The sequence below is a fragment of the Bacillus sp. REN3 genome (genome assembly GCF_017912555.1).
Lineage (GTDB): Bacteria > Bacillota > Bacilli > Bacillales > Cytobacillaceae > Mesobacillus.
Genome location: NZ_JAERSD010000008.1, coordinates 96,390 through 123,104, shown reverse-complemented (window position 1 = coordinate 123,104; position 26,715 = coordinate 96,390). Strand labels below are relative to the sequence as shown.

32 protein-coding genes are annotated in these 26,715 nt (G+C 45.7%); 26 read left to right on the top strand and 6 right to left on the bottom strand.

All coding sequences use genetic code 11. The annotated features are described in order from the left end of the window. Window positions 1-32 precede the first annotated feature (32 nt). Window positions 33-932 (bottom strand): hydroxymethylglutaryl-CoA lyase, encoded by a 900-nt coding sequence (locus JJQ88_RS09570; protein WP_210365646.1) that lies wholly within the window; start codon window positions 930-932, stop codon window positions 33-35. 150 nt (window positions 933-1,082) lie between these two features. On the opposite strand from JJQ88_RS09570, the gene JJQ88_RS09565 reads away from it, so the two are divergent. The 6 genes from JJQ88_RS09565 to JJQ88_RS09540 all read left to right on the top strand — a co-directional run bounded on the left by JJQ88_RS09565 (window position 1,083) and on the right by JJQ88_RS09540 (window position 5,768). After that, a complete protein-coding gene (locus JJQ88_RS09565) occupies window positions 1,083-2,270 on the top strand; it encodes an acetyl-CoA C-acetyltransferase (protein WP_210365684.1) in 1,188 nt (395 codons plus the stop codon). A gap of 33 nt (window positions 2,271-2,303) precedes the next feature. Continuing rightward, window positions 2,304-2,993 carry a CoA transferase subunit A gene (locus tag JJQ88_RS09560; protein WP_210365645.1) on the top strand — a complete coding sequence of 230 codons (690 nt, stop codon included), beginning with the start codon at window positions 2,304-2,306 and terminating at the stop codon, window positions 2,991-2,993. A 29-nt stretch (window positions 2,994-3,022) separates the two neighbouring features. Then, entirely contained in the window at window positions 3,023-3,691 is a 669-nt protein-coding gene (locus JJQ88_RS09555) for a CoA transferase subunit B (protein WP_210365644.1), read from the top strand. Between the two features lie 509 nt (window positions 3,692-4,200). Then, window positions 4,201-4,449 carry a YqkE family protein gene (locus JJQ88_RS09550; RefSeq protein ID WP_210365642.1) on the top strand — a complete coding sequence of 83 codons (249 nt, stop codon included), beginning with the start codon at window positions 4,201-4,203 and terminating at the stop codon, window positions 4,447-4,449. After that, the gene (locus JJQ88_RS09545; protein WP_210365640.1) at window positions 4,446-4,970 is read left to right on the top strand and encodes a GrpB family protein; all 525 of its coding nucleotides are present in this window, start codon (window positions 4,446-4,448) and stop codon (window positions 4,968-4,970) included. The genes JJQ88_RS09550 and JJQ88_RS09545 overlap by 4 nt, the downstream gene beginning before the upstream one ends. A 63-nt stretch (window positions 4,971-5,033) precedes the next feature. After that, window positions 5,034-5,768, top strand: coding sequence for a hypothetical protein (locus tag JJQ88_RS09540; protein ID WP_210365638.1), 735 nt, complete (start codon window positions 5,034-5,036; stop codon window positions 5,766-5,768). Between the two features lie 211 nt (window positions 5,769-5,979). Here the strand turns inward: JJQ88_RS09540 and JJQ88_RS09535 are convergent, their stop codons facing one another. Both JJQ88_RS09535 and mciZ read right to left on the bottom strand, forming a co-directional pair. Further along, window positions 5,980-6,903: an aldo/keto reductase gene (locus tag JJQ88_RS09535; RefSeq protein WP_210365636.1), complete on the bottom strand. Its 924-nt coding sequence runs from the start codon at window positions 6,901-6,903 to the stop codon at window positions 5,980-5,982. Window positions 6,904-6,963: 60 nt separating this feature from the next. Next, window positions 6,964-7,110, bottom strand: coding sequence for a Z-ring formation inhibitor MciZ (mciZ, locus tag JJQ88_RS09530; protein ID WP_210365634.1), 147 nt, complete (start codon window positions 7,108-7,110; stop codon window positions 6,964-6,966). Between the two features lie 75 nt (window positions 7,111-7,185). Between mciZ and JJQ88_RS09525 the strand changes: the two genes are divergently transcribed. From JJQ88_RS09525 to JJQ88_RS09480, 10 genes are all read left to right on the top strand, one after another. After that, window positions 7,186-7,737: an NUDIX domain-containing protein gene (locus tag JJQ88_RS09525; protein ID WP_210365632.1), complete on the top strand. Its 552-nt coding sequence runs from the start codon at window positions 7,186-7,188 to the stop codon at window positions 7,735-7,737. 1 nt (window position 7,738) lies between these two features. After that, a complete protein-coding gene (locus JJQ88_RS09520) occupies window positions 7,739-8,905 on the top strand; it encodes an endonuclease Q family protein (protein WP_210365630.1) in 1,167 nt (388 codons plus the stop codon). Between the two features lie 109 nt (window positions 8,906-9,014). Next, window positions 9,015-9,656: a stage II sporulation protein M gene (gene spoIIM, locus JJQ88_RS09515; protein ID WP_210365628.1), complete on the top strand. Its 642-nt coding sequence runs from the start codon at window positions 9,015-9,017 to the stop codon at window positions 9,654-9,656. 116 nt (window positions 9,657-9,772) lie between these two features. Beyond that, the gene (gene fur / locus JJQ88_RS09510) at window positions 9,773-10,231 is read left to right on the top strand and encodes a ferric iron uptake transcriptional regulator (protein ID WP_210365626.1); all 459 of its coding nucleotides are present in this window, start codon (window positions 9,773-9,775) and stop codon (window positions 10,229-10,231) included. A 170-nt stretch (window positions 10,232-10,401) separates the two neighbouring features. Beyond that, window positions 10,402-10,629: a YqzK family protein gene (locus JJQ88_RS09505; RefSeq protein ID WP_210365623.1), complete on the top strand. Its 228-nt coding sequence runs from the start codon at window positions 10,402-10,404 to the stop codon at window positions 10,627-10,629. Between the two features lie 5 nt (window positions 10,630-10,634). Then, window positions 10,635-11,528: a site-specific tyrosine recombinase XerD gene (gene xerD / locus JJQ88_RS09500; RefSeq protein WP_210365621.1), complete on the top strand. Its 894-nt coding sequence runs from the start codon at window positions 10,635-10,637 to the stop codon at window positions 11,526-11,528. Window positions 11,529-11,726: 198 nt separating this feature from the next. Next, on the top strand, window positions 11,727-12,908 hold the full coding sequence (gene deoB, locus JJQ88_RS09495) for a phosphopentomutase (protein ID WP_210365619.1): 1,182 nt from the start codon (window positions 11,727-11,729) through the stop codon (window positions 12,906-12,908). 12 nt (window positions 12,909-12,920) lie between these two features. Continuing rightward, window positions 12,921-13,745 (top strand): purine-nucleoside phosphorylase, encoded by an 825-nt coding sequence (locus JJQ88_RS09490; RefSeq protein WP_210365617.1) that lies wholly within the window; start codon window positions 12,921-12,923, stop codon window positions 13,743-13,745. A 41-nt stretch (window positions 13,746-13,786) separates the two neighbouring features. Further along, the gene (locus JJQ88_RS09485; RefSeq protein WP_210365683.1) at window positions 13,787-15,091 is read left to right on the top strand and encodes a pyrimidine-nucleoside phosphorylase; all 1,305 of its coding nucleotides are present in this window, start codon (window positions 13,787-13,789) and stop codon (window positions 15,089-15,091) included. A 486-nt stretch (window positions 15,092-15,577) separates the two neighbouring features. Then, the gene (locus tag JJQ88_RS09480) at window positions 15,578-16,756 is read left to right on the top strand and encodes a D-alanyl-D-alanine carboxypeptidase family protein (protein ID WP_210365615.1); all 1,179 of its coding nucleotides are present in this window, start codon (window positions 15,578-15,580) and stop codon (window positions 16,754-16,756) included. A gap of 5 nt (window positions 16,757-16,761) precedes the next feature. Here JJQ88_RS09480 and JJQ88_RS21495 read toward each other — a convergent pair whose 3' ends face one another. Beyond that, the gene (locus tag JJQ88_RS21495) at window positions 16,762-16,887 is read right to left on the bottom strand and encodes a hypothetical protein (RefSeq protein WP_282597678.1); all 126 of its coding nucleotides are present in this window, start codon (window positions 16,885-16,887) and stop codon (window positions 16,762-16,764) included. A gap of 217 nt (window positions 16,888-17,104) precedes the next feature. Between JJQ88_RS21495 and spoIIAA the strand changes: the two genes are divergently transcribed. The 8 genes from spoIIAA to JJQ88_RS09440 all read left to right on the top strand — a co-directional run bounded on the left by spoIIAA (window position 17,105) and on the right by JJQ88_RS09440 (window position 24,371). Further along, window positions 17,105-17,455: an anti-sigma F factor antagonist gene (spoIIAA, locus tag JJQ88_RS09475; protein ID WP_210365613.1), complete on the top strand. Its 351-nt coding sequence runs from the start codon at window positions 17,105-17,107 to the stop codon at window positions 17,453-17,455. A gap of 3 nt (window positions 17,456-17,458) precedes the next feature. After that, window positions 17,459-17,899, top strand: a complete 441-nt coding sequence (gene spoIIAB / locus JJQ88_RS09470; RefSeq protein WP_210365611.1) for an anti-sigma F factor — start codon at window positions 17,459-17,461, stop codon at window positions 17,897-17,899. 13 nt (window positions 17,900-17,912) lie between these two features. Beyond that, window positions 17,913-18,671: an RNA polymerase sporulation sigma factor SigF gene (gene sigF / locus JJQ88_RS09465; protein ID WP_210365609.1), complete on the top strand. Its 759-nt coding sequence runs from the start codon at window positions 17,913-17,915 to the stop codon at window positions 18,669-18,671. A gap of 251 nt (window positions 18,672-18,922) precedes the next feature. Next, window positions 18,923-19,540, top strand: a complete 618-nt coding sequence (locus tag JJQ88_RS09460) for a stage V sporulation protein AA (RefSeq protein WP_210365607.1) — start codon at window positions 18,923-18,925, stop codon at window positions 19,538-19,540. Next, a complete protein-coding gene (locus JJQ88_RS09455) occupies window positions 19,530-19,952 on the top strand; it encodes a stage V sporulation protein AB (RefSeq protein ID WP_210365682.1) in 423 nt (140 codons plus the stop codon). Before JJQ88_RS09460 ends, JJQ88_RS09455 begins: the two co-directional genes overlap by 11 nt. Window positions 19,953-20,008: 56 nt before the next feature. Then, entirely contained in the window at window positions 20,009-21,487 is a 1,479-nt protein-coding gene (locus JJQ88_RS09450) for a spore germination protein (RefSeq protein WP_210365605.1), read from the top strand. 491 nt (window positions 21,488-21,978) lie between these two features. Continuing rightward, window positions 21,979-23,298 carry a diaminopimelate decarboxylase gene (gene lysA, locus JJQ88_RS09445; protein ID WP_210365603.1) on the top strand — a complete coding sequence of 440 codons (1,320 nt, stop codon included), beginning with the start codon at window positions 21,979-21,981 and terminating at the stop codon, window positions 23,296-23,298. Window positions 23,299-23,993: 695 nt separating this feature from the next. Beyond that, entirely contained in the window at window positions 23,994-24,371 is a 378-nt protein-coding gene (locus JJQ88_RS09440) for a GNAT family N-acetyltransferase (protein WP_210365600.1), read from the top strand. Here JJQ88_RS09440 and JJQ88_RS09435 read toward each other — a convergent pair. Both JJQ88_RS09435 and JJQ88_RS09430 read right to left on the bottom strand, forming a co-directional pair. Then, a complete protein-coding gene (locus tag JJQ88_RS09435) occupies window positions 24,368-24,910 on the bottom strand; it encodes a DUF309 domain-containing protein (RefSeq protein ID WP_210365598.1) in 543 nt (180 codons plus the stop codon). The two genes, JJQ88_RS09440 and JJQ88_RS09435, sit on opposite strands and share 4 nt — an antisense overlap. A 107-nt stretch (window positions 24,911-25,017) precedes the next feature. Beyond that, a complete protein-coding gene (locus tag JJQ88_RS09430) occupies window positions 25,018-25,113 on the bottom strand; it encodes a YjcZ family sporulation protein (protein WP_210365596.1) in 96 nt (31 codons plus the stop codon). 196 nt (window positions 25,114-25,309) lie between these two features. Here JJQ88_RS09430 and JJQ88_RS09425 point away from each other — a divergent pair, with 196 nt between their 5' ends. Continuing rightward, window positions 25,310-26,053 (top strand): segregation/condensation protein A, encoded by a 744-nt coding sequence (locus JJQ88_RS09425; RefSeq protein ID WP_210365594.1) that lies wholly within the window; start codon window positions 25,310-25,312, stop codon window positions 26,051-26,053. A gap of 6 nt (window positions 26,054-26,059) precedes the next feature. After that, window positions 26,060-26,647 (top strand): SMC-Scp complex subunit ScpB, encoded by a 588-nt coding sequence (scpB, locus tag JJQ88_RS09420; RefSeq protein ID WP_210365592.1) that lies wholly within the window; start codon window positions 26,060-26,062, stop codon window positions 26,645-26,647. The last annotated feature ends 68 nt before the right edge of the window (window positions 26,648-26,715 follow it).

The window sequence follows — 26,715 nt, the reverse complement described above, 5'->3', positions numbered from 1 at the left end:
ATGTATGGAAGAGCGGTCGTTTATGCATCGAACTAGGCTAGCGAATTCAACCGGAAATAAGTGCTATCGATGGGCCCTGATACATGCGGCTTGATGATTTCTATTGCCTGGACAAGCTTATCCAGGTCGATTCCTGTTTCGATGCCCATCCTGTGCAGCATATAGACAACCTCTTCAGTAGCGGCATTCCCGGAAGCGCCTGGCGCGAACGGGCAGCCGCCCAGCCCGCCGGCAGATGTATCAAAACGAGAGATGCCCGCCTGGAGAGCGGCAAGGATATTGGCAAGCGCCAGCTTTCTCGTATCATGGAAATGGGCGGTCAGCAGAAGATTCGGGAATGCTGTTTTAAATTTGGAGAACAGCGAATAAGACTCATTCGGAGCAGCCATCCCAATCGTATCGGCGACACTCAGTTCATCGACACCGGCATCGGCAAATTGCTTGCAGAGGGAAAGCACGGCATCCTCTTCGATTTTACCTTCATACGGACAATAGAAAGCAGTCGAGATGCAGGCGCGGACAAAGTAGTCTTTTTCCTTGAGCTCAGTGACCAGTGGCAGCACTTCGGCAAGGCTTTCGGCTGTCGTTTTATTGATGTTTTTTTTGTTGAATGTGTCACTGACGCCCACAAACACGGCCACTGCTTTGCAATCGGTCGAATAAACCCGTTCTATTCCTTTTCTGTTCGGAACAAGAACGATATTCCTTGTCACGCTGTCAAGGCATTCAGCGACGATTTCCGGCGCGTCGCCCATTTGCGGCACCCATTTCGGAGATACGAATGAAGTGAGTTCCATCTCCTTCAGGCCAGCCTTTTTCAAAGCATTGATGAATGCTATTTTTACATCAGTAGGGACAAAGCTTTTATCATTTTGCAGCCCGTCGCGCGGGCCAACCTCGATAATTTCAACCTTTCCAGGAAGCTGCAGCATGAAAGATCCTCCTCTCGTCACATATTTCCATTGTAAATAGAATATTTTTAAAAATGCAAGAATAATAAAAATTTTGATAAAATAAAAGGGATTTGATTGAAAGCAATCGAAGTAAATATCAGTGCAAGACCAAGAGAAAGGGTGAGTGATTTGGGGAAAAGCGAAGCGGTAATCGTTGCGGCTGTAAGGACAGCCATTGGAAGCTTCAATGGAAGCCTGAAAGATATTCCCGCGCAAGAGCTGGGAGCAACGGTCATCAAGGAAGCTATTAAACAGGCTGGAGTGAAGCCTGAACAAGTGGATGAAGTGATCATGGGAAATGTCCTGCAGGCGGGGCTTGGACAAAATCCCGCACGTCAGGCAGCGATCAAGGCGGGGCTCCCTGAAAGCGCTTCCTCGATGACGATCAACAAAGTATGCGGATCAGGACTGAAGGCGGTCCACTTGGCTGCCCAGGCCATCATTGCAGGGGATGCAGAAATTGTCGTCGCAGGCGGCATGGAAAACATGAGCCAGGCGCCTTATTTATTGAAAAATGCGCGCAATGGCTTCAAGATGGGGGACCAGAAGCTGCTGGACAGCATGATTTCGGATGGTCTTTGGTGCGCATTCAATGATTACCATATGGGAGTAACAGCGGAGAATCTCTGCTCAAAGTATGAAATTAGCCGGACGGAACAGGACGAATTTGCGGCTGCAAGCCAGGAAAAGGCAGCGAAAGCAATCAAGGAAGGCAGATTCAAGGATGAAATTGTTCCAATTGAGATTCCGCAGCGCAAAGGGGATCCAATCATCTTTGATTCAGATGAATATCCGAAGAAAGGGACAACAGCGGAAAAACTTGGAGGCCTGCGTCCCGCATTCAAGAGGGACGGAAGCGTCACAGCCGGGAATGCTTCCGGAATCAATGATGGAGCAGCCGCTCTTGTCGTCATGAGCAAGGATAAGGCCGAGGAGCTGGGATTGAATCCGCTTGTCGTCATCAAGGCAAACGCAAGCGCGGGTGTCGATCCGAGCATCATGGGAATCGGTCCGGTCCCAGCAGTCAAAAAAGCACTAGAAAAGTCTGGGATGACCCTCGAAGACATGGAGCTGATCGAGGCGAACGAGGCATTTGCCGCCCAGTCACTGGCAGTCGACCGGGAGCTTCATTTCAATAAAGAGATATTGAACGTCAATGGCGGGGCGATTGCTCTCGGCCATCCAATTGGAGCCAGCGGGGCAAGGATCCTTGTGACCCTCATCCATGAAATGAAACGGAGAAACGCCAAAAAAGGGCTTGCCACTCTTTGTATCGGCGGCGGCCAGGGCGTAGCGACTGTGGTAGAACTTGCTTAAGAAGCTGACAATTTAAAAACTGGAGGAGCAGCGATGAAAAAAGTATGTACTTCTTTTCAAGAAGCAGTAGCGGATATCCATGATGGCGCGACCTTGATGGTTGGCGGATTCGGTCTGTGCGGGATTCCCGAAAATACAATCCTAGCGCTCGTGGAAAAAGGGGTGAAGGATCTTACCGTCATTTCGAATAACTGCGGTGTCGATGACTGGGGCCTTGGACTGTTGCTAAAGAACAAACAGATAAAAAAAATGGTTGGCTCCTATGTTGGAGAAAACAAGGAGTTTGAAAGACAAGTATTGTCAGGGGAAATTGAAGTCGAGCTCTTGCCCCAGGGTACACTTGCAGAAAAAATCAGGGCAGGCGGAGCGGGGATTCCTGCCTTTTATACACCGGCAGGAGTAGGGACTCCGATTGCCGAAGGAAAGGAAACAAGGATGTTCAACGGCAAGGAATACCTCCTGGAAGAAGCGCTGACCGCAGACTTCAGCCTTGTAAGAGCATGGAAAGGTGACAGGATGGGAAATCTTGTCTACCGCAAAACCGCGAGGAATTTCAACCCGATGATTGCGGCAGCTGGAAGGGTGACGATTGCGGAGATTGAAACTATCTATGAGATTGGTGAACTGGACCCAAACACAATCCATACTCCGAGCATTTATGTCCAGTCAATTATCCAGGGCACCCAGGAAAAGAGGATTGAAAGGCTGACTGTGAGCAGTTAACTTTAGCTGACTATGAAAGGAGAAGGCAGATGATAAAGAACAAAGCAAATGTCAGGGAGAAAATCGCGCGCCGGGCTGAGAAAGAAATCGAGGACGGCTTTTATGTGAATTTGGGGATCGGGATGCCGACACTTGTTGCCAACTTCATTTCCAATGACAAGCAGGTCGTCCTCCAATCAGAGAATGGCCTTTTAGGAATTGGCCCATACCCGGCCGAAGACCGTGTCGATCCCGATTTGATCAATGCAGGAAAAGAAACTGTCACGGCGATTCCTGGCGCTGCCTATTTCGATTCAGCGGAGTCATTCGCGATGATCCGCGGCGGACATGTTAACATCGCTATCCTCGGCGGCATGGAAGTATCGGAAACAGGAGACCTGGCAAACTGGATGATCCCTGGAAAAATGATCAAAGGGATGGGCGGGGCGATGGACCTGGTGCATGGTGCCAGGAAAATCATTGTCATCATGGAGCATGTCAACAAGAATGGGGAGCCGAAGATTTTGAAAAATTGCAGCCTGCCGCTGACAGGAAAAGAAGTAGTCAACAGGATCATCACTGATATGGCAGTAATCGATGTGACCCCTGCAGGACTGAAGCTTGTCGAAGTGGCATCCGGCTATACCGCTGAGGATGTCATCAAGTCAACAGAGCCGGAGCTCCTGGTTGATGATTCGGTCAAAATGGACGCCTATTGATTGAAACAGGAATCCCTCTTCCACTAGGGGGTTCCTGTTTTCATTTTTGGCGATGCTGCAACTGTTGAGGAAGGGATGCCGCATAGGATGAGACAGCCTTTAGGAATCCCGCTGACCCTGGTTCACTCTTGCTTTTGAGCATAAATGATTTCTTTAATTCAATAAGCAGTACAGATTTGCTGATTGCAGCGGAACTCTTTGAAATGCTGCCCCATTTCCTTCGTGCAGGCCGGACGCAAAGAAGCTAATCCCCAATGTACAGCGGGAGAGGGGATGCCTAGCAGGCGCGAGCCCGACACCCGCCAAGCGGAATGCGTATCCTGCGAGGCAATCTGAGAATTTTTCGAGTCAATGAATGATAACTGCATTTTTGGAAAAGACAGAGTATAATCTTTTATACAAACAAGGCTATGTTAAAGAGCAGTACGGTTTTTGATTAGCTATTGGTTTGAGCGGAAATGAACAGTCAAATTTAATATGGCCAATAACAAAAAGCAGAGGGATCGATAATGAAGAAAAAGCATCACCGCAAGGAGCCTGCAAAAAAGCAGGAAAAGCCAGCGACACTTGGAGACCTCCTGAATCAGGATGTCATGGAGAAGCTTAAGGCGCAAAAGCAGCAGCTAGAGGAGGAGGAAGAGAAGAAACAGCAGGAGGAAGCGCTGCGGAAAAAGGAAGCGGCCCGTCTGAGGGAGAAGAACAAATCATTCGAAGAATTGCTTTCAGAAAGCGACATGGATTGGAAAAATTTCAAATGAATCGGCGACGGGTCGATGTAGTGAAATACAGGGCAGAATGGGCAGACCTGTTCATCAAGGAAAAGTTGCTGCTAGAGTCAATCTTCAAACCGGTTGAAGTGGAGATCCACCATATTGGCAGCACAGCCGTTCCAGGTCTCAGCGCGAAGCCGATCATCGATATCCTTCTTGCCGCTGACAGGCTTGAACAAGTAGAAAAGGCGTCTCCGGAATTAGAGGCTGCCGGTTATAAGGCGAAGGGAGAGAATGGTCTTCAAGGACGCCGCTATTTTCAAAAAAATGATGGTGCCGGGGTCAGGAAGGTACATTTGCATTCGTATGAAAAGGGGAATAAGGAAGTGTACCGGCATCTCGTTTTCCGCGATTACCTGAGAAATCACCCCAATGATGCGGAGCGGTATACGAAGTTGAAAGAAATGGCAGCGGTAAAGTTTGTATACGATATCGAGTCCTATATGGATGAAAAGTCTCCGCTTGTAAAGGAAATCGAACAAAAAGCGTTACAATGGCGGCCAGAGTAAGCTTTATGTTTTACTCCGTTTCTTAATGGGCATATGTTAAGAAACAAAAAAGGAGTTAAGGCAATGTTCCAGTTGTTTACATTTATATTGGCCATAGGCTTTGTCGCCATCCATTTATACTCGAGGCACCTTCCATTTTTGGACAGGACCCCGAGGAGCTGGCTGCTTTCTGCAGCAGGAGGGATTTCCGTTGCTTATGTATTCATCCATCTGCTTCCCGAATTGAATCGGCATAATAAGGTGCTGGATAAGAGTATTCATTCAGAAGCACTGGTGTTTTTCGAGAATCATACTTATATAGTGGCCATGCTTGGCTTGGCCATTTTTTATGGTTTGGATCGAATGGTCAAGGCTTCAAAGAAGAAGCAGGAAGAAACGCAAAACAATCGGCCATCAATAGGTGTATTCTGGATTCATCTATCTGTGTTCTTCCTTTATAATAGTCTGATTGGTTATCTGCTCCTTCACGGTGGAAAGAAGGATATGACCGAACTGCTATTTTATTTTTTCGGGCTGGCTTTTCATTTCCTCACAAGCGACCACAGTTTGCGTAGTGCCCATAAGGAGGTCTATGACAGATTGGGCAGATGGGCCCTGGCAGCAGCCATTTTGATTGGATGGGGTGTGGGCATGTCAGTCGATGTTGACGAAAGAGTGATCGCTGTTTTATTCGCCGTGCTGGCAGGCGGCGTCATTTTGAATGTGATGAAAGAAGAACTTCCGGAAGAAAAGGAGAGCAACTTTTGGGCATTTGCCTCGGGGATGGCATCCTATACGGTATTGCTCTTGCTCCTTTGAGCAATTGAGGAGGGAACGAATTCGCCCTGCAATTGGCTAAAACATCGCGCATTTTGGCAAGGCCGGCTGCAGCCCTAATAGGTAGGCCCTTGATGAAAAGCTGTCCTGATGCCTTTTAAAGAAAAGGGTAGGGTTTGTGATGGTGATTTCTAAATACCTGATATAAATTAAAACAAGAAGACCGCCTGGACAAGTTCACCAGGCGGCTTTTTTATCTATGCTGATCATACTGGCTTGATTTTGTCAGCGATCGGATCAAGGCAATTTCTTCTGCAGACAACGGATGGCCGCTAGCAGCCAATGCATTTTCCCGGATTTGGGCAGGGGAGCTTGCGCCCGCTACCACGGAAGCTACAGCAGGGCTCGCCAGGTTGTACTGGATTGCGACTTCTGCCAAAGACCGATCAGACGCCAGTTTCTCCTTCAATGCTGGCAAAATTTCCTGGAGTTCCTTGAAGGTGTAGTCAAGATAGCCGTTTTTCCTTACAGTTTCAGAGGCTTTATCCAGCATGTGGTCACTGAGCAATCCTTTGGCGACTGTCCCTCTTGTTACAACACTGATACGATTATCGCGTAACAAAGGCAAGGCTTCTTCTTCTGGTCGGCGGTCGAGGATGCTGTATTGCATCATCACGGAAACAATATCCGATTTTTGGGCATATTCTCTGATGACATTCGGGCGGATTGAGGAAATTCCATAGTGCTTGATCAATCCTTCTGCTTTCAGCTCTTCGAAAGCTTCAATCGTTTCATCAATCGGGTCATCGATGGTGCCGCCGTGGAGCTGATAAAGGTCGATATAGTCTGTGCCAAGTCTTTTGAGGCTCTTTTTTACAGCTTCCTTGATATGGGACTTGGAAGGATCCCAGGTCCAGCTGTCTTTCGCATCCGTCCAGCGATTCCCAGCCTTTGTCGCAAGCACGACTTGATCACGGACATTTTTGAGCGCGCGCCCGACAATTTCTTCATTCGTGCCGAAATCATACAAGTCTGCGGTATCGAAATAGTTGATGCCTTCTTCCAGCGCAGCGGCAATAATGGCTTCGGCCTTTGCTCCATTCGTGCCAAGTGACATGCAGCCAAGCCCAATTTCGCTTACGAACAAATCGGAACTGCCAAGTTGCCTTTTTTGCATTCCATCACTCCGTTCTTTCGTGATGATTACATTCTAACGAAGAACACGGAGTGCATTCAACTAATCCGAACGGCTTCCGGCCTTTGCAGGATGCTTGATCCAATCCTTCACATAGCAATGCTGTTTCCCATACTCTTTTAATTTTTGCTTTATTTCCCATGCTTTCCCGGCCAGTACCACGCCTTTTTCATGAATGTATATCTTCATCCACCTGCTCCCTTCAAGTAAGTATGGTAAAATGTATGAGCATTGGATATCGGATTAGAACAGGAGTGAGAAGCAATGGGACCGCTGGAAGAAAGAACATTAAAAACGGAGCAAGTTTTTTCCGGGAAAGTGATCAGTCTGCAAATTGATGAAGTGGAACTCCCGAATGGGAATACGTCGAAAAGGGAGATAGTGAAACATCCAGGGGCTGTCGCTGTTATCCCTGTCACGGAAGATAATAAGATTGTAATGGTTGAACAATACAGGAAAGCGCTGGAAAAGACCATCATTGAAATTCCGGCAGGCAAGCTGGAGCCAGGCGAGCAGCCGGAAATTTGCGCTGCGCGGGAACTGGAAGAGGAAACCGGATATGGCTGTACAGAGATGGAATATCTTATCTCATTTTACACATCCCCAGGTTTTGCTGATGAAATCATCCATATTTATAAGGCGGCTGGATTGGAGAAAAAAGAAAATGCCGCTGCTGCGGATGAAGACGAATTTGTCAATCTTATGGAAGTATCACTTGAAGAAGCGGTACAGCTCACAAAGGATCAAAAAATCCATGATGCGAAAACAATCTATGCAGTTCAATATCTACAGCTGCAAAAGGCGCTGGGAAAGTAAAATGGGTGCATATTTCGCAGATCTCCATATCCATATCGGCAGGACCAAATCCGGAAGGGCCGTCAAGATTACCGGAGCCAAGACACTGACATTCAGCCGAATCATCGATCATGCCAGGGACCATAAAGGACTTGACATGATTGGCATCATTGACAGCCATTCACCGGAAGTGCTCGAAGAAATGGAAATGCTGATGGAGGCTGGAGAGCTTCAAGAGCATCGGGAAGGCGGGTTGATGTATGGCGGAATGAATATCATCCTTGGTTCAGAATTGGAAATCAATGATGAAAATACCAATGGCCCTATACATGTTCTCTGTTTTTTTTCATATTTTCAAACGATGAAGGAATTTTCGCGATGGCTTTCCCGCCATTTGAAGAATATTCATTTAAGTTCACAAAGAATTTATGTATCTGGAAAGGAATTGCAGCAGAAGGTCAAGTCACTTGGTGGGTTGTTCATACCAGCCCATGTATTCACTCCTTTCAAAAGTTTATACGGAAAAGGAGTCAGGCAAAGTTTGACGGAGGTTTTTGATCCAAACCTGATTGATGGCATCGAACTTGGATTGAGTGCGGATACGGTGATGGCTGACCAGTTGTCAGAACTGCACGGTTATTCCTTCCTTTCAAACTCGGATGCGCACTCCTTGGGTAAAATCGCTAGAGAATACCAGAAAATAGAGATGGAAGAGGCGTCTTTTCGCGAGCTTGAGCTGGCGCTAAAGCAAGAAGGGGGCAGGCGGATCCTGGCGAATTATGGTCTCGATCCCAAGCTTGGAAAGTATCACCAGACTGTGTGCGCTGAATGTTTCATCTACAGCGGCCCGGAGTCAGGAATTTGCCTGCATTGCGGGTCTTCTAAAAAGATAAAGGGAGTTGCAGACCGGATTTCGGAACTTAAAACTGCAGCGGCAGGAACAGGCAGCAGGCCACCTTATGTCCATCAGGTACCTTTGGAATTCATACCTGGCTTAGGGCCGAAAATGCTGGAGAAGCTGCTCGACAATTTTGGGACGGAAATGGCTGTTCTCCACTCTGTTCCGTTTGAATCAATCAAAAAAGTTATCCCTGAGAGGATTGCCATAATCATTGATAAAGCACGGCAGGGCAGTCTTGACTTCCATGCCGGAGGAGGAGGGAAATACGGAAAAGTCGCTGATAGCTAAATCCGGCCGTAAATGGCTGGATTTTTTTCCTGGTCAAATAATGCACCAAGTCATAGAATTCTTGTCCTGGCATATAAATGTAGTAACCAATATGCAGGAGGAAGAATAAATGAAGAAAAGAAAGTACCAGGACATCGCAGCAATCCATTTTCGAGAGTATTCCTCAATCTACTTATTTGTCATTGTCTTATTTTTGATGGGTGTCATTTTTGGCGCTGTGATTGTTAATAGCCTCAGCTTCACCCAGAAGGAAGATTTGTTCTATTACCTGTCACAATTTTTTGGACAGGCAGCTACGGGAAAAGTGGCAGCGGGCCGTGACCTTTTCCTGCAAAGTTTTATGCATAATGGGAAATTCATCGGATTGATCTGGATATTGGGCGTGTCAATCATCGGCCTTCCGGTCATCCTGGTTCTATTGTTCCTGAAAGGGATGGTTGTCGGCTTTACAGTCGGCTTCCTGGTAAACCAGATGGGATGGGATGGATTTTTGCTTTCTTTCGTATCCATCTTGCCGCAGAACTTCCTTATTATTCCTGTCTTTATTATTACAGCTGCAATGGCGGTCACTTTCTCGCTGAAGATGATCCGCAATCAATTCGTGAAAAAGATCAGCCAGCCAATCATGCCGCAATTTCTCAGATACATGGCCACTTTTGCCTCTGCGATTATGATTCTTGCAGTCGCTGCAGCAGTTGAAGCCTACCTTTCCCCTGTATTGCTGAAGGCAGTTATCAATTCGGTTAAGTGAAAAATGATTATTATTTAAGAACAAGTATCGTTTCTAGTTTGTAATAATTTTATTTTGATTCTCAATCCCTACCCTGTTATAATATAAGAACAGTGGCAGGGGAGTGAGATATCGAAATGGAAACAAGGATCGAGAGAATCAAGAAACAGCTGCATTCGTCCAGCTATAAGTTGACACCGCAGCGCGAGGCTACTGTTCGTGTGTTGCTTGAACATGAAGAAGATCACTTAAGTGCAGAGGACGTATATTTGCTTGTAAAAGAAAAATCTCCTGAAATAGGATTGGCGACCGTTTATCGGACACTGGAATTGCTGACGGAATTGAAAATCGTCGATAAAATTAATTTTGGGGACGGTGTGTCCCGCTATGATCTCCGCCAGGAAGGGGCAGCCCATTTCCATCACCATCTTGTTTGCATTGAATGCGGGGCTGTTGATGAAATTCAGGATGACCTGCTTGAAGATGTCGAGGAGATCGTTGAAAGAGACTGGAAGTTTAAAATAAAAGACCATCGCCTCACTTTCCATGGTATCTGCCATCGATGCCAGGAAAAAGAAGCGGTTGTATCCGAATGATAACAAAACCTTTTCCCGCCGGGAAAAGGTTTTTCTTTTGGCTGCGATTCTTTGATTCAAACAAAAGTCAAGATAGTCTTGCCATCGGAAAAAGCCCGGTGAAGCAGGTATATTTATTGTCCAAGCTGGCATACCCTGTTAGTAACAGATTAGGGACGGAGGCAGGGAATATGAGGACATGGCTTGGACTTGTTTTACATACTTTGAAGGTTTTTATCTTATTCACCGGATGCACAATCTTATTTTATTATGGTATCATGTGGATTAATGAAGAATATGAGAGTTATCATAAATATGACCCACCAGAAGGGGCGGCCATCAAGGTTTCAGGCGATGCTGCCGGTGAAGAAGGGAGTATGCTTGACAGGCTGCTGCTGTTTTATTTGAATGGAGAGTAATGAATATGGAATACAGGCTTGAAGACTTTATTCACTTTTTAATTGTTGAAAAAGGACTTTCCAAAAATACGATTGTTTCATACAGACGAGATTTGAATAGCTATATTTCCTATTTGAAAACGGTTGAAAAGCTCGATAGCCTGAATATGGTTCAGCGCCCTCACATTATCCATTTTTTGGGTCAATTGAAGGATGGAGGGAAATCATCCAAAACAATCGCAAGGCATATTGCTTCGATTCGTGCCTTCCACCATTTCCTGCTCAGGGAAAAGGCGGTTGACCATGACCCGACTGTCCATATTGAAAGTCCGCAGCATGAACGGTCCCTGCCAAAAGTGCTGAGCATGGAAGAGGTGGAGACGCTGCTCGAGACCCCAAAGCTGACTGACCATTTCGGATATCGGGATAAAGCGATGCTCGAGATGCTTTACGCAACAGGAATCAGGGTAAGCGAATTAATCAGCCTGAAGCTATCAGATGTCCATTTGACGATGGGATTTATCCGCTGCATGGGAAAAGGAAGCAAGGAACGAATCATCCCGATAGGGAAAACAGCCTCCGATGCGATTGAGAAGTATCTTGAGAAGGGCAGGCCGAAGCTCGTTTCGAAAAAGCATCGCGATGAGTCCTTGTTTTTGAACCACCATGGAAAAGGTTTGACAAGGCAGGGATTCTGGAAGATTTTAAAGAGGCTGGCAATGGAGGCGGGGATCCATAAGGAATTGACACCTCACACACTCAGGCACTCCTTTGCGACCCATTTGCTGGAAAACGGGGCCGATTTACGGGCAGTCCAGGAAATGCTGGGTCATGCCGACATCTCCACCACGCAAATATATACACATGTAACAAAGACTCGTTTAAAGGATGTCTATACAAAATTTCATCCACGAGCGTGATTGTTTCATAGAATTGTCAAAAAGCTGGTCCAAATGTCCAGCTTTTTTTCTTGTGTTTTTATTTTAATTTAGTAAAATAAAGATGTCAGACTTCTGACATATAAGAAGTTTAGAGATTAGCGTAGAACAAAAAGGGTAACATACAATTGATATTGCAGTTGCAAACGCATTCATTTAATTGGTGAGGAGGAAAATCGTATGTCAACTACATACAACAGGGTATTTTTGGTCGTAATGGATTCGGTAGGGATTGGGGAAGCACCGGATGCAGAACGATTTGGCGATAAAGGTGCAAATACACTTGGGCATATTGCCGAGAAAATGAATGGCCTGAAGATGCCGAACATGGGCAAGCTTGGGCTGAGCAACATCGAAGGAATCAAAGGAATCGATCCTGTCAAGAAACCGCTGGCGTACTATACGAAAATGGAAGAAGCCTCAAACGGGAAGGATACGATGACAGGACATTGGGAAATCATGGGTTTGAATATCCAGACGCCATTTCAGGTCTTTCCAGAAGGATTCCCTGCGGAATTGATTTCCGAACTTGAACAGCGCACAGGAAGGAAAGTAATCGGGAACAAGCCGGCAAGCGGAACAGAAATTCTTGTGGAACTTGGCGAAGAACATATGAAAACGGGTGCTTTGATTGTTTATACTTCTGCAGATTCCGTTTTGCAGATTGCTGCACATGAAGAAATCATCCCTATCGATGAATTATATAATATCTGCAAGATTGCCCGTGAACTGACTCTTGATGAAAAGTATATGGTTGGAAGAGTCATCGCGAGACCATTCATCGGTCAGCCAGGGAACTTCAAACGTACATCCAACCGTCATGATTACGCACTTAAGCCTTTTGGCAGGACAGTCATGAACGAAATGAAGGATGCAGGGCTGGATGTATTGGCGATTGGGAAAATTTCCGATATATATGATGGAGAAGGTGTGACAGACTCACTGCGAACCATTTCCAATATGGACGGCATGGATAAATTGATCCAGACGCTCGACCAGGATTTCAAAGGATTGAGCTTTTTGAATCTTGTTGATTTCGATGCATTGTTCGGACACCGCCGGGATCCCGAAGGCTATGGAAAAGCGCTTGAAGAATATGATGCGCGCCTGCCTGAAGTCTTCTCGAAGATGCGTGAGGATGACCTTTTAATCATCACCGCTGACCATGGGAACGATCCAGTCCATCACGGAACTGACCATACCCGTGAATATGTGCCGCTTCTTGTATATTCCAAGCGGATGGCAGAAGGCAAAGAACTGCCGGTTAGAAAGACATTTGCTGATATTGGCGCTACCATTGCAGAGAACTTCAGCGTGAAAATGCCTGATTATGGCACCAGCTTCCTGAAGGAATTGAAATAAGGGGTGAAATTCATGGATTACAATCAAATTGAAACAGCGGCATCTTTCATAAAAAATAAAATCAAGGGGCAGCCGGCAATAGGCTTGATCCTTGGCTCCGGCCTCGGCGTGCTTGCCGATGACATCGAAAATCCAGTCAAGATTCCTTACAACGAAATCCCTGGTTTTCCTGTTTCGACGGTGGAAGGCCACGCAGGACAGCTTGTCAGTGGCCGCCTGAGCGGAGTCGAAGTTATCGCGATGCAAGGCAGGTTCCACTTTTATGAAGGCTACAGCATGGAAAAGGTTACATTCCCAGTCCGGGTAATGAAGGAGCTTGGCATCGGAAAGCTGATAGTGACAAATGCTGCAGGCGGAGTGAACGAAAGCTTTGAGCCGGGAGATTTAATGATCATTACTGACCATATCAATAATATGGGAACAAACCCTCTGATTGGTCCGAATGATTCACGTTTTGGCGTACGCTTCCCTGATATGAGCGAAGCATATTCAAAGAAGCTGAGGGAAATGGCTAAAACCGTTGCCGTGAAACAGAACATCACCGTACGTGAAGGAGTTTACTTCGGAAATCCCGGACCGGTTTATGAAACTCCGGCAGAAGTGAGGATGATCCGGACAATGGGCGGCGATGCAGTCGGAATGTCGACGGTGCCGGAAGTCATTGTTGCAAAACACTCTGGCATCGAGGTTCTTGGCATCTCCTGCATTTCGAACATGGCAGCCGGGATTCTTGATCAGCCGTTGAGCCATGACGAAGTGATTGAAACGACTGAAAAAGTGAAATCCAGCTTCTTGCTGCTGGTGAATGAAATTGTGAAGTCCATTGGGGAAGAGTAAAAGATAGCTGCCCCGCCAAATATGAAAAAGTGGTGATAATGATGCGAATGGTTGACATTATTGAAAAAAAACGTGATGGACATGAATTGACAACAGAAGAGATCAAATTTTTCATCGATGGCTATACTGCAGGGACAATTCCGGATTATCAGGTCAGCGCCTTGACAATGGCGATCTTTTTCCAGGGGATGTCCGAAAACGAACGGGCAGACTTGACGATGGCGATGGTCGAATCCGGTGATCAAATCGACCTTTCAAAAATCGAAGGCGTCAAAGTCGATAAGCACTCAACTGGCGGCGTAGGCGATACAACGACATTAGTACTTGGGCCGCTTGTCGCTGCTGTAGGTGTCCCGGTCGCAAAGATGTCTGGCCGCGGCCTTGGACACACAGGCGGAACAATCGACAAGCTGGAATCGGTAGAAGGCTTCCATGTTGAAATAGACAATGAAGAGTTCATAAACCTTGTCAATAAAAATAAAATCGCTGTCATTGGACAAAGCGGAAACCTTACCCCGGCAGATAAAAAACTTTATTCACTTCGGGATGTCACTGCGACAGTTGATAGCATTCCTTTGATCGCGAGTTCAATCATGAGCAAGAAAATCGCTGCAGGTGCTGATGCAATCGTTCTCGATGTGAAGACTGGCGCTGGCGCTTTCATGAAGACGCTTGAAGATTCCCGTGAACTTGCAAAGGCGATGGTACGCATCGGAAATAACGTCGGACGAAGGACAATGGCAGTCATTTCAGACATGAGCCAGCCGCTGGGATACGCAATTGGCAACGCGCTTGAAGTCAAGGAAGCAATCGATACCTTGAAAGGGGAAGGTCCAGAGGATTTGACAGAACTGTGCCTGACACTAGGCAGCCATATGGTTTTCCTTGCCGGAAAAGCTGGCTCCCTAGATGAAGCACGCAAAATGCTTGAAGAAGTCATCAAGAATGGCACTGCCCTTGAGACTTTCAAAGTGTTTCTAAGTTCACAAGGCGGCGATGCTTCCGTGGTAGATGACCCAACAAGACTGCCACAGGCAAAATACACTTTCGAGCTTGAAGCGAAGGAAGCTGGATACGTATCGGAAATCATTGCTGATGAAGTCGGTACTGCGGCCATGCTGCTTGGTGCCGGAAGAGCGACAAAGGAATCGGAAATCGACCTTGCTGTCGGTCTAATGCTTCGGAAGAAGATTGGTGACAAAGTTGAAAAGGGAGAATCCCTGCTGACGATTTACAGTAATTTTGAAGATGTGAACGAAGTGAAAGAGAAGCTTTACGAGAATATCAAAGTTACTGGTGAGCACGTCGAAGCACCAATCCTCGTACACGGAGAAATAACAGAATAACTTTTCGGATTGAAGGAGCGAGCACAGTCTCGCTCCTTTTTTGATATTTGTAATAAGGAAAGCTTGAAAGTTCCTAAATAACTCCAAAAAAGGAACCGGAGAAAGGAGAATAGGAACTTACATGATGAGTAGAGTCCGAAGGATTCCTGGACACGAACGAGGTCGGATAGAGCCCAAAAGGTATCCCGGAAAGACAAATAAGGGTCGTCTCGCTCCCAAAGGGCTTCTAGGAAGAGAGAAAAGGTACCGCAAAGGGTCGTCTCGCTCCCAAAAGGGGTCCCAGGAGGAGCAAAAGGGTACGAAAAAAAGTCTGTTTGCTGGCATCTATCCCTTAGAGTGAATGCAATAAATTTATTGAAGCAATGGGAAGGGAGTGACTGCATTTTCTGCCCCCTGGAGGAATCCAGTGGGCTTTTTGTTATTAGCCTGTATAAAAATGGATTTGTTGGAAAAAATGATCCCTATAAAGATAGGAGGGTTATGTCCATGAATCTCAAAAAAATCGGATCACTCATGCTTGTTTTTTTCATATGCTTCACATTCGGGATTCCTGCAGGCTATGCAAAAGAAGGCAAACCAAACCTTGCGGACGAATCCAGGTCTGCCATCCTGATTGAACGCGATACAGGCAAGGTTTTATTCGAAAAAAACAGCAATGAAAAATTGCCGCCAGCAAGCATGACAAAAATCATGACCATGCTACTTATTATGGAAGCACTCGATGAAGGCAGGCTGAAAATGGACGAAAAGGTCCGGACGAGTGAATATGCCGCCTCAATGGGAGGATCACAGATTTTCCTTGCGGCAGGAGAAGAAATGACTGTCGAACAAATGCTGAAGGGCATTGCAATTGGATCGGGCAATGATGCGTCCGTAGCGATGGCTGAGCAGATTGGCGGATCGGAAGAAGCATTTGTCAAGATGATGAATGACAAAGCGAAAGAATTGGGCTTGAGAAACACTGTTTTTAAAAATACAACAGGACTTCCAGTCAAAGGTCATTACAGTACTGCCTACGATATGGCAATAATGGCGAAAGAACTGCTGAAATATGAAAAAATAACGAAGTTCACTGGGACATATGAGGATTATCTCCGGGAAGATTCAGACAAGAAGTTCTGGCTAGTGAATACAAATAAGCTGGTCCGTTTCTATCCAGGGGTCGATGGATTAAAAACAGGATTCACGACTGAGGCAAAATATTGTTTGACAGCCACCGCCCAGAAAGATGGAATGCGGGCAATCGCGGTTGTTTTCGGTGCGCCTACTTCGAAAGCAAGAAACGCGCAAGTAACAAAAATGCTTGATTTCGCATTCAGCCAATACCAATCCCACCCTATGTTCAAGAAAGGGCATCCTCTTGGAAAGGCCGTGATCAGCAAGGGTGAAAAGCGTACCATCAATGCTGTGACATCTGAAAGCGTATCTCTTCTGACAAGGAAAGGAGAGAATGTCCAGGATGTGAAGCAGAAGATCATTTTGAGCAAAAGCTTAAAGGCACCAGTTGAGAAAGGGGACAAAGTTGGGACCCTGAAGCTCGTGAAGGACGGAAAAACACTTGCTGAAACACAGCTAGTCGCTGACCAATCCATCAAGAAAGCGGGCTGGTGGACCCTTTACAAACGCTCATTTGGAATGTTTACCCGCGCGGGAAGCAAAAATTAAAGGCTCTATTTAAGCTTGGAGTACTTGTCTATACCGGCGCCGACAGGCTGGTTTAAAGACTCTGCATGTCCTTTTTCGCGTGTCACGATTAAGGCAGCTTGGTCCGCGAACAGTGTTAAGATGTAGATCAATTGAAGGGACCGCTCCCTGCTCATGTAGTCGTCGTTGAAAGCATCATGATGTATATTCTCTCAACTGTCTGCCAATAAACAGAGCCATTTCCAGAATGTCGAATGTTCGAATTTCACTGCTAGTTTTAGCGAATATTCACTAGTTTTGCTTGCGAGAAGGATTTGCATCCAATAATGGAGAATTGACTCACTATACCAGATAAGGAGGCTTTGGATAGTGAGTCTTAACATTGATATGGAAGTGAAGCATGATGTCCTTTGCATTCGGCTTGACGGTGAATTGGACCATCATACAGCAGACCAGCTTCGCGAGCAGGCAGCAAAAGCCCTGGAGGATGGAAGTGTCCGCCACATTGTCTTGAATCTTGAGCACCTTACTTTTATGGATAGTTCGGGTCTCGGAGTAGTTTTAGGAAGATACAAGCAGATAAAGCAGCTGCATGGTGAAATGGTTGTATGTGCAATCTCGCCGCCAATCAAAAGGCTATTTGATATGTCCGGATTATTCAAGATCATCCGTCTTGAACTGACAGAGGAATATGCCTTAGAGAGATTGGGGGTCGCATGATACATGAAAAATGAAATGAATCTTCAATTCAGTGCATTAAGCCAAAATGAATCTTTTGCCCGAGTGACAGTGGCAGCATTCATTGCACAGCTGGATCCGACTCTGGATGAATTGACGGAAATCAAAACTGTTGTTTCGGAAGCGGTGACCAATGCGATTATCCATGGTTATGAAAGCAATCCGAATGGAGTTGTGTTCATTTCGGTCCTCCTCGAGGAAGGAACCGTCGAGATGCTGATCAGGGATGAAGGAGTCGGCATTTCTGACCTTGAAGAGGCAATGATGCCTCTGTATACATCTAAGCCAGAGCTTGAGCGGTCGGGAATGGGTTTTACGATCATGGAAAATTTCATGGATGAAGTAAAAGTGAGATCAGAGCCCGGCTTTGGGACAGAGATTCGTTTGAAAAAGCATCTGTCGAAGAGCAAAGCGCTTTGCAATTAAGGGAGTACTGCCTATGGATGTGGAGGTAAGAAACGGTAAAAGTCAAACGTACCTTAAGGATCATGAAGTAAAGGAATTGATACTGAGGAGCCAGCAGGGAGACCAGGAAGCCAGAGATCTGATCGTCCAGAAAAATATGCGTCTTGTATGGTCTGTCGTCCAGCGTTTCCTTAATAGAGGCTACGAGCCGGATGACCTTTTCCAGATTGGCAGTATCGGCTTGCTGAAATCGGTTGATAAATTCGATCTCAGTTACGATGTCAAGTTTTCGACGTATGCTGTACCGATGATTATTGGTGAAATCCAGCGTTTTATCAGGGATGATGGAACCGTGAAAGTCAGCAGGTCACTGAAGGAAACAGGGAATAAGATCAGGAAGGCGAAAGACGAGCTATCCAAGAATCTCGGCAGGGTGCCGACTGTCAATGAACTAGCGGAATTCTTGCAGCTTTCTCCCGAGGAAGTCGTGATGGCACAGGAAGCAAGCCGCACACCTGCTTCAATCCATGAAACCGTCTATGAGAATGATGGCGATCCGATCACCCTGCTCGATCAGATCGATAATGGGGAGGAAGGACGCTGGTTCGATAAAATCGCTTTGAAGGAAGCGATCAATGGACTTGATGAACGGGAAAAATTGATTGTATACCTGCGATATTATAAGGACCAAACGCAATCAGAGGTCGCCCAGCGTCTTGGAATATCGCAAGTACAGGTTTCGCGGCTCGAAAAGAAAATATTGATGCAAATGAAAGGCCATATGGATATATAATCCATATGGCTTTTATTTTGGATTTGAATATACCGAATGGCCAAAAGCCAGTCCGCACGAACTGGAGAGTGGGCTTAACTTAGACACCTGTTTTGCATAGATGGCCTGTCCATTGGCGGATGCTGTTTTATGGCACATCCTCTATTAGGAATTCATGCAATTTCTTCCTAACCAATTATTGGACTTCATGAAAAAACAGGACGAATACATACTAATTATACAAGGAAAACAATGTGTTGGAAGTGAATCTGATGGAAAAAACGATTTATATCCGAATGCGTAATCGAGTCCAGGTCAACCCGGAGGAAGCACTTGTGCTGGCAGACATTGCCCAAATCATTGCTGGCGAAGAAATTGATAAGAAGCTGGCAATGCTGCCAGTTCAGAAAGTTAAGCCAAAGGACCATATCCTTATCATCGATGTCATGAAAGTAATCAAACTGATCACAGCTGTTTTTCCTGATTATGAAGTCCAGACATTGGGACCGCCGCAGACAATCATTGAAGTCATTTTCCGTAAAAAAACGTTGCCTATCCCTTTTTTCATCCTTGTATGGTTGTTGCTATTCTTCGGAGCAGCACTTACAATCATGAATTTCCATGAAGATGTCAGCATGCAAAGTGTCCAGGAACGGATTTATACGATGATTACAGGACGCAAAGAGGAAAAGCCGCTTTTGTTCCAGATTCCGTATTCAATAGGGATTGGGCTTGGGATGATTTTGTTTTTCAATCATGTCTTTAAAAAGCGGATCAATGAGGAGCCCAGCCCGCTTGAAGTGGAAATGTTCAATTACCAGCAGTCACTTGACCAATATGTCGTCTTGCACGAGAACAAGGAAAGTGTGAAACACCTTGATGGCCATTAATGTCGTATTTATCATCCTCGTCGGATGTGCAAGCGGGCTGGCGGTTGGTGCCGGATTTGTGGCATTCCTGACGGTTCTCGGAGTGATTCCGAGGCTGACGCAATTGACAAAAACAATGAATTTGATTTCCTGGTATGAATGGGCAGTTGTACTTGGTGCTGTGATAGGGACAATCGGCAGCCTCAGGAATCCAGTATTGGGTTTTTCTCCTTATGTCACTGTCCCGCTCGGACTTGCTGGGGGGATATTTGTCGGGATGCTTGCTGCCGCCCTGACCGAAGTCCTTAATGTCATTCCAATTTTGGCGAAGAGAGTGCGGGCCGACGATAAGCTGGAGATTTTATTGATGGCCATCGTTCTTGGGAAAATATTTGGCTCGTTGTTTCATTGGATTTATTTTGCCGAGAAATAGCGGTCCTCGCCCGTTGAAAAAACGCATGGCGATCATCCTTGAAAGGAGTGGGTTCTATGGCAAACGGAGGAACTATGAAGCCAATTCCTGAATCATTGAACGAAATAGAACGATACATGAAGAATAAGGTTGGGCTTGGTGATAGTTTTGACCTCGGCGTCAGGAAACTCAAGATCTTAAAAAAAGAAGTGCAATTTTATTATGTCAATGGCCTATGCGATACCCAGGTGATCGTCCAGATCATTGAGGAATTAGTCGGGATCAATGACCATGAAAAGCTGACATCGCATTTGCGGATGATAGTGGAGAATAGGATTACCCATCAGTCTATTGAAACCATCAAGACGATGGATGAGTTAGTGGACCGTGTTTTAGCCGGGTTGATTGTTATTCTTGTAGAAGGCGAGAAAACCGGGATCGCTGTCGATGTCAGGGACTATCCGGGCCGCCAGCCGCAGGAACCTGATACCGAAAAGGTAGTCCGGGGCTCGAGGGATGGGTTTGTCGAAAATATCATCGTCAATACTGCCCTTACCAGAAGGCGGATCAGGGACGAGTCACTGCGGTTTGATATGATGAAGGTTGGGGAAAGGTCAAAAACCGATGTTGCGATCGCGTATATTAAAGACATTGCCGATCCCTCCTTGATTGAAGTCATAAGGAAGGAATTGAACGCGATCGAAGTAGATGGGATTACAATGGCTGACAAAACGATTGAGGAGTTCATTGTCAAGCAAGGATATAATCCCTATCCGCTTGTAAGATATACGGAACGCGCCGATGTTGCCGCTACCCATTTGCTTGAGGGACATGTATTGATCTTTGTTGATACGTCCCCCAGTGTCATTATCACTCCGACCACCTATTTCCATCATCTGCAGCATGCTGAGGAATACAGACAGTCGCCTGCGGTGGGAACGATGGTCAGGTGGGTGCGGTTCCTCGGAGTGATTGCCAGCCTGCTTTTATTGCCTCTATGGTATTTGTTCGTCAAGGATCCTCATCTCCTGCCAGAAAAGGTGAGCTTCATCGGTCCGAATAAGGACTCGAATGTGCCTGTATTCCTGCAGATCATGCTTGCTGATGGGGGAATCGAATTCCTGAGGATGGCAGCGATCCATACACCAACACCTTTATCCACCGCGATGGGTTTGATTGCGGCCGTGATGATCGGCCAAATCGCGATCGATGTCGGCCTTTTCGTTCCGGAGGTCATTTTGTATGTTTCTGTAGCAGCGATCGGAACATATGCAACACCAAGCTATGAGCTGAGCATCGCCAACAAGTTCGGCAGGATCCTTCTGCTGATTGTGACTGCAGTTTTCCACATTCCTGGTTTTATTCTTGGAACGACCATTTGGCTCTTGCTCCTTGCGAGCATAAAATCTTTGAATACGCCATATCTCTGGCCGTTCATGCCATTCCATCCAGCGGCATTCATGCAGATTTTGATCAGGAGGGCGGTGCCTGGTTCCAAGATTCGGCCGAGCATCGTGCATGCCAGGAATCGCATCAAGCAGCCTGCCAAATCGTGACATTTACCGATTGCGTGTTTCCCCGAATTATGGTAAAGTGTTTTTAATTTACTAAAGACCTAAAGCGAAGGCTCTGCTGCGTTTCATTTTAGGACTCTGTTAAAGACCATTATTGACTTTTGAAATATTGTTGATCTCGAGCGGAAGAGGTCGGGCTTTTGAAGATGAATCGCAATCCCGCTTATGTTTTTGATTGCAAGAAATGCTTCTCAAGTCAGGAGGGAACAGTGGTCAAAAGGACCTTCCATTGTTCCTGGAGGTGAGTTGTCCTAAGTGGCAAATCAATCAACAGTCAGTTTGAACTAAGCTGGTATTTAAAATGGAACAGGGGCACATCTGGAGAGCGGAGGAAGGGTAATCGTTCCGCAGCAATGCAGAAATTAAGACTTTTCATGGCCGAAAGAAATCAGCAGAGCCAAAACGAAAAATAAATAGACAGTCATCTATGGGCTGTCTATTTGTTTATATCATGCAAGGGATGAGGGGACAGCATGGAATTTCATGGAACTGCAAAGGTCAATCGACTTGGACATTTGGAAATCGGTGGTGTCGATACAATCCAGTTGGCTGAAAAATACGGCACTCCCTTATATGTCTATGATGTAGCATTAATACGCGAACGGGCAAGAAACTTCAAGAAAACATTCGAGAAAGCAGGGATTACAGCCCAGGTTGCCTATGCCAGCAAGGCATTTTCGGCTGTTGCAATGGTCCAGTTGGCGCATGAGGAAAATCTTTCTCTCGATGTAGTCTCGGCTGGCGAATTGTATACCGCCATTACTGCTGGATTCCCTGCGGAAAAAATCCATTTCCACGGAAACAACAAGAGCTATAAAGAATTGGGAATGGCAATTGATTGTAATATTGGCTGTATCGTGGTTGATAATTTTCATGAATTGGAGATGCTAGGCAGGCTATGCAAGAAAAAAAACAGAAGGATGAAAGTGCTGCTCCGTGTTACTCCAGGGATTGAAGCCCACACGCATGACTATATTTTGACTGGCCAGGAAGATTCGAAGTTTGGTTTTGATTTGCAGAATGGACAGGCCGATGTAGCTATGAAGCATGCTTTGGCGGACACAAATTTGAGTGTACTTGGTCTCCACTGCCATATCGGCTCGCAAATCTTTGAGACAACGGGCTTTATATTGGCTGCAAAGAAGATTTTTCAAAAACTGGATCAATGGAAAAGAGAGCTTTCGTTTGAATCCAAAGTCCTGAATCTTGGTGGCGGATTCGGCATCCGCTACACAGATGAAGATGACCCAATTCCAGCTTCGCAATATGTTGAGGAAATCATTGCGGAGGTCAAGAACCAGGCTTCCTTTTATTCAATGGAAATGCCGGAAATCTGGATTGAACCAGGCCGTTCTCTTGTAGGTGATGCTGGTACCACACTGTATACCATCGGATCACGCAAGGATGTCCCGAATATCCGCCAATATGTAGCTGTTGACGGCGGAATGAACGACAATATCCGCCCTGCGCTTTATCAGGCGAAGTATGAAGCTGTACTCGCAAACAGGGTTTTGGATAAGCCGGAAGAGGTTGTTTCCATTGCGGGAAAATGCTGTGAATCCGGAGATATGCTGATTTGGGATTTGCCTCTGCCAAAAGCAAGCAACCTGGATCTTCTTGCAGTCTTCTGCACAGGAGCATACGGCTACTCAATGGCGAACAATTATAACCGTCTGCCAAGGCCAGCTGTCGTTTTCCTTGAGAACGGGAAAGATACGCTTGTCGTAAGGCGTGAAACATTAGAGGACATGGTGAAACTGGATCTGCCATTCAAGGAGAAAATCAGGAATTAAAGCTGCGGCCGCAGCTTTTTTCTGTACTCCCCGCCTTCGTCCAGGGCGGATGTTTGGATATATTTGATCTTCCTGCTCCCTTGGCTGCATGGAAATCCGTTTGATTGTTGTAAGAACAAACTCTTTTTCGCAAGCAGCGGCTTTTGCGAGAACAGGATTGCGCGGCCACTATTCCTGGCTGCCTTCAGGAATGTATCTCCTTATCAGGCTGATACATGAAAGCGGATACGGCACAGCCGCTAATTACTGGAATGAGGGAAAGGACGAAAGCCTTTCCTTGGAACCATATGGAGATAAATGCTTCAGAATTTGCTGCGCCCCCATCCATCTACCCCCGGGCTCGCTGCTTGGCAAGCTCCTTATTATGATTGGCTTATCCTTTAAAGTTGTTGTAGAATAACAGATTGGGGGGATGGAAGGTATGAAAAATAATAAGTGGATGTTATTTCTGTTATTGTTATTGATGGGAATTGCCTGGGGAATCTATTACTGGATGTTTATCGTGCCAAGCCAATAGGCAATTTATTTCATTGAAGAATCCGGGACAATTATGTATGATAATATCAATTGCAACTTGATACGAACGTATGCCGACTAGAAGCATAGTATATTCTAGGGTTTAATGTTGAATGAAAATGGAAAGACTGGTTTTATTATCATTCTTAATTACCGTCACATCATAATGAGGGGTATTTATGTTAATTCGTTATAAGAAGGCATTTGAAAAGATCGCAATGGGATTACTGTCTTTCATGCCGAATGAAAAAGATTTAAAAAAACTTCAACAAACAATGAAGAATTACGAAGCGGATGAGAATTGGCAGCTATTCTTGTGGAAAGATGGAGAGGATATCATCGGCCTCATCGGGGTTAGCTTTCATGGGGATCAACAAATGCTGATTCAGCACGTTTCAGTGAATCCATCTCATCGGCATCAAGGGATTGGAAAAAGGATGGTTCATGCCTTGAAAGAGATGTTCCCAGATTGGAATGCAACGGCAACAGAAGAAACAGAAGCATTCTTTGAGAAATGTAACGATGGACAAAATAAACCAGAAGGCAGTGGATGTTAATCTTCACTGCCTTCTTTCTTTTTGCGCCTTTCCTCAAGAGCGATCTTCCTGCCAAGGATGATATCAGTGCGGTCTCTCAAGGAATGCTTGTGGATCAAGTCCAGGTTATTCGGATTACTGATGGCACCCCATTCGAAGCTTTTTTCTTTGCATTCAGCCAGGCTCAGCTGGATCAGCCTGCAATCAGCAAGCGGCAGGTTGAAGCTTGTATAAGGCAGGTTTCCCTGAAGCTGGCTTTCCCTGACTGCCAAACTCTTGATCAGGGCCTCATCGTCTATTCCTAGCCTTTTTACATGGTTTTTGTTATCGGCAAAAATTTCGTATGCCTTCCTCAAAGTCCTTTTGGCTCCTGAAAAGTTATTGCGGCGGTAATGATAATTCGAAACGGCTAGCTGGATGAAGGCAACCCAAATCGATTTCTTATTGCCGGTGTCTGTAGCTTTCCAGTATTCCTCCAGGATTTCGTGGCACTCAAAATAATCCCTGTCACCATGGAAGTGGGCTAAATATTGTATATAGGATAATGGATATTCACGCATTTCATTCCCTCCGTAAGTATCCATAGCTTAGCATAATTATCAGGTCCATTAAAGTGGAAAAGCAATGCCCGGCAACAAGCGGGCATTGCTTTTCATTCATGCGCGTTTCAGAACCAGGATGCACCAATGATGATGAGCAGGATGAAAAGCACAACGATTAAAGCGAAACCGGTTCCGTAGCCATGTCCTTTGTGATCTGACATTCACTTCCCCTCCTGATTAGTGAAATAGCCTACTTTACAATTTCAGCATATGTCGCAAGTCAAATAATGTTCTGGGCGATGGCACTATATCGGGGAAGAAAGGGAATTTTATTCAAATAATTATTGGATAACAGGATATGAATCCACTATACTTAAATAATGATGAAGTTCAATATAGGAATTTTGGTGGAAAACAATGCAGTATAATGTGAAAATCGAGGCTTTCGAAGGCCCGTTGGATTTACTTTTGCACTTGATCAACCGATTGGAAATTGATATATATGATATTCCGGTAGCAGAGATTACTGAACAATACCTGGTGTATATCCATGCTATGAAGGAATTGCAGCTTGATGTTGCAAGCGAGTACCTAGTCATGGCAGCGACACTGCTGGCAATCAAGAGCAAGATGCTGCTCCCGAAACATGAGGAAGAGCTTGATGAGGGATTCGAATATGAACTGGAAGAAGATCCCAGGAATGAGCTGGTAGAGCGGCTGATTGAGTACAAAAAATTCAAAGAGGCAGCTAATGACCTCAAATTGCTTGAACAGGAACGCGGCTTGATGTACACAAAACCGCCAAGCGACCTTTCTGAGTACACAAAAGAAGTTCATACGGAAAATACAGATTTGGATATATCGATATATGATATGCTGGGAGCGTTCCAAAAGCTGATGAGGAGGAAAAGGCTTCAAAAGCCAATGTCAACAAAGATCACACGCCAGGAGATATCCATTGAAAAGAGGATGGAAGAGATTGTCGGCTTCCTGAAGACAAGCGGCAAGAGAAGACGTTTCAACGAACTATTTCCAGAATCAGATAAAACTCACATCGTCGTCACTTTCTTGGCCATCCTGGAACTGATCAAGAGAAAAGAAATCAATGTGGAACAGGAGCAGAACTTTGCTGAAATCTACATGACTGCAAGGAAGGGGTAGACTAACGTGGGGATCGTAAAATGGAAAGGGATTTTGGAAAGCCTTTTATTTGCAGCTGGAGATGAAGGATTGAGCCTGAAGCAAATCGCTTCCGTCCTTGAAGTCGAGGAAGCAAAAGCAGATGAGATTGTCGACGAACTGCGCCAGGAATATGAAAAAGATGAAAACAGGGGCATTGCCATTATCCAACTGGCAGATGTCTATCAGCTCGCTACGAAGAAGGATCATGCCGTTTACTTGAAAAGACTTGTCGAGTCGCCCGGCACCGCCCATCTGTCCCAGGCTGCCCTTGAGACGCTGGCCATCATTGCGTATAAACAGCCGATCACGAGAGCGGAGATTGAAGAGATCCGCGGGGTCAAAACGGAAAGGCCGCTGCATACTTTGGCTTCGCGAGCCTTGATCAAAGAGGTTGGAAGGGCAGAAGGGACTGGCAGGGCATACCTGTACGGCACGACGAAGGAATTCCTTGACTATTTTGGTTTAAAAAACATCAAGGAGCTTCCGCCATTGCCGGAAAAAATAGATGAAGATGACCTTGAGGATGATGCGGACTTATTCTTTGAAAAATTCCAGGAAACAATGGATATTTAGGTTATACCCACAAATTCTCTGATATGTGATAATATTTATTTATTGATAGACGGAATGCTTTTGCCTGG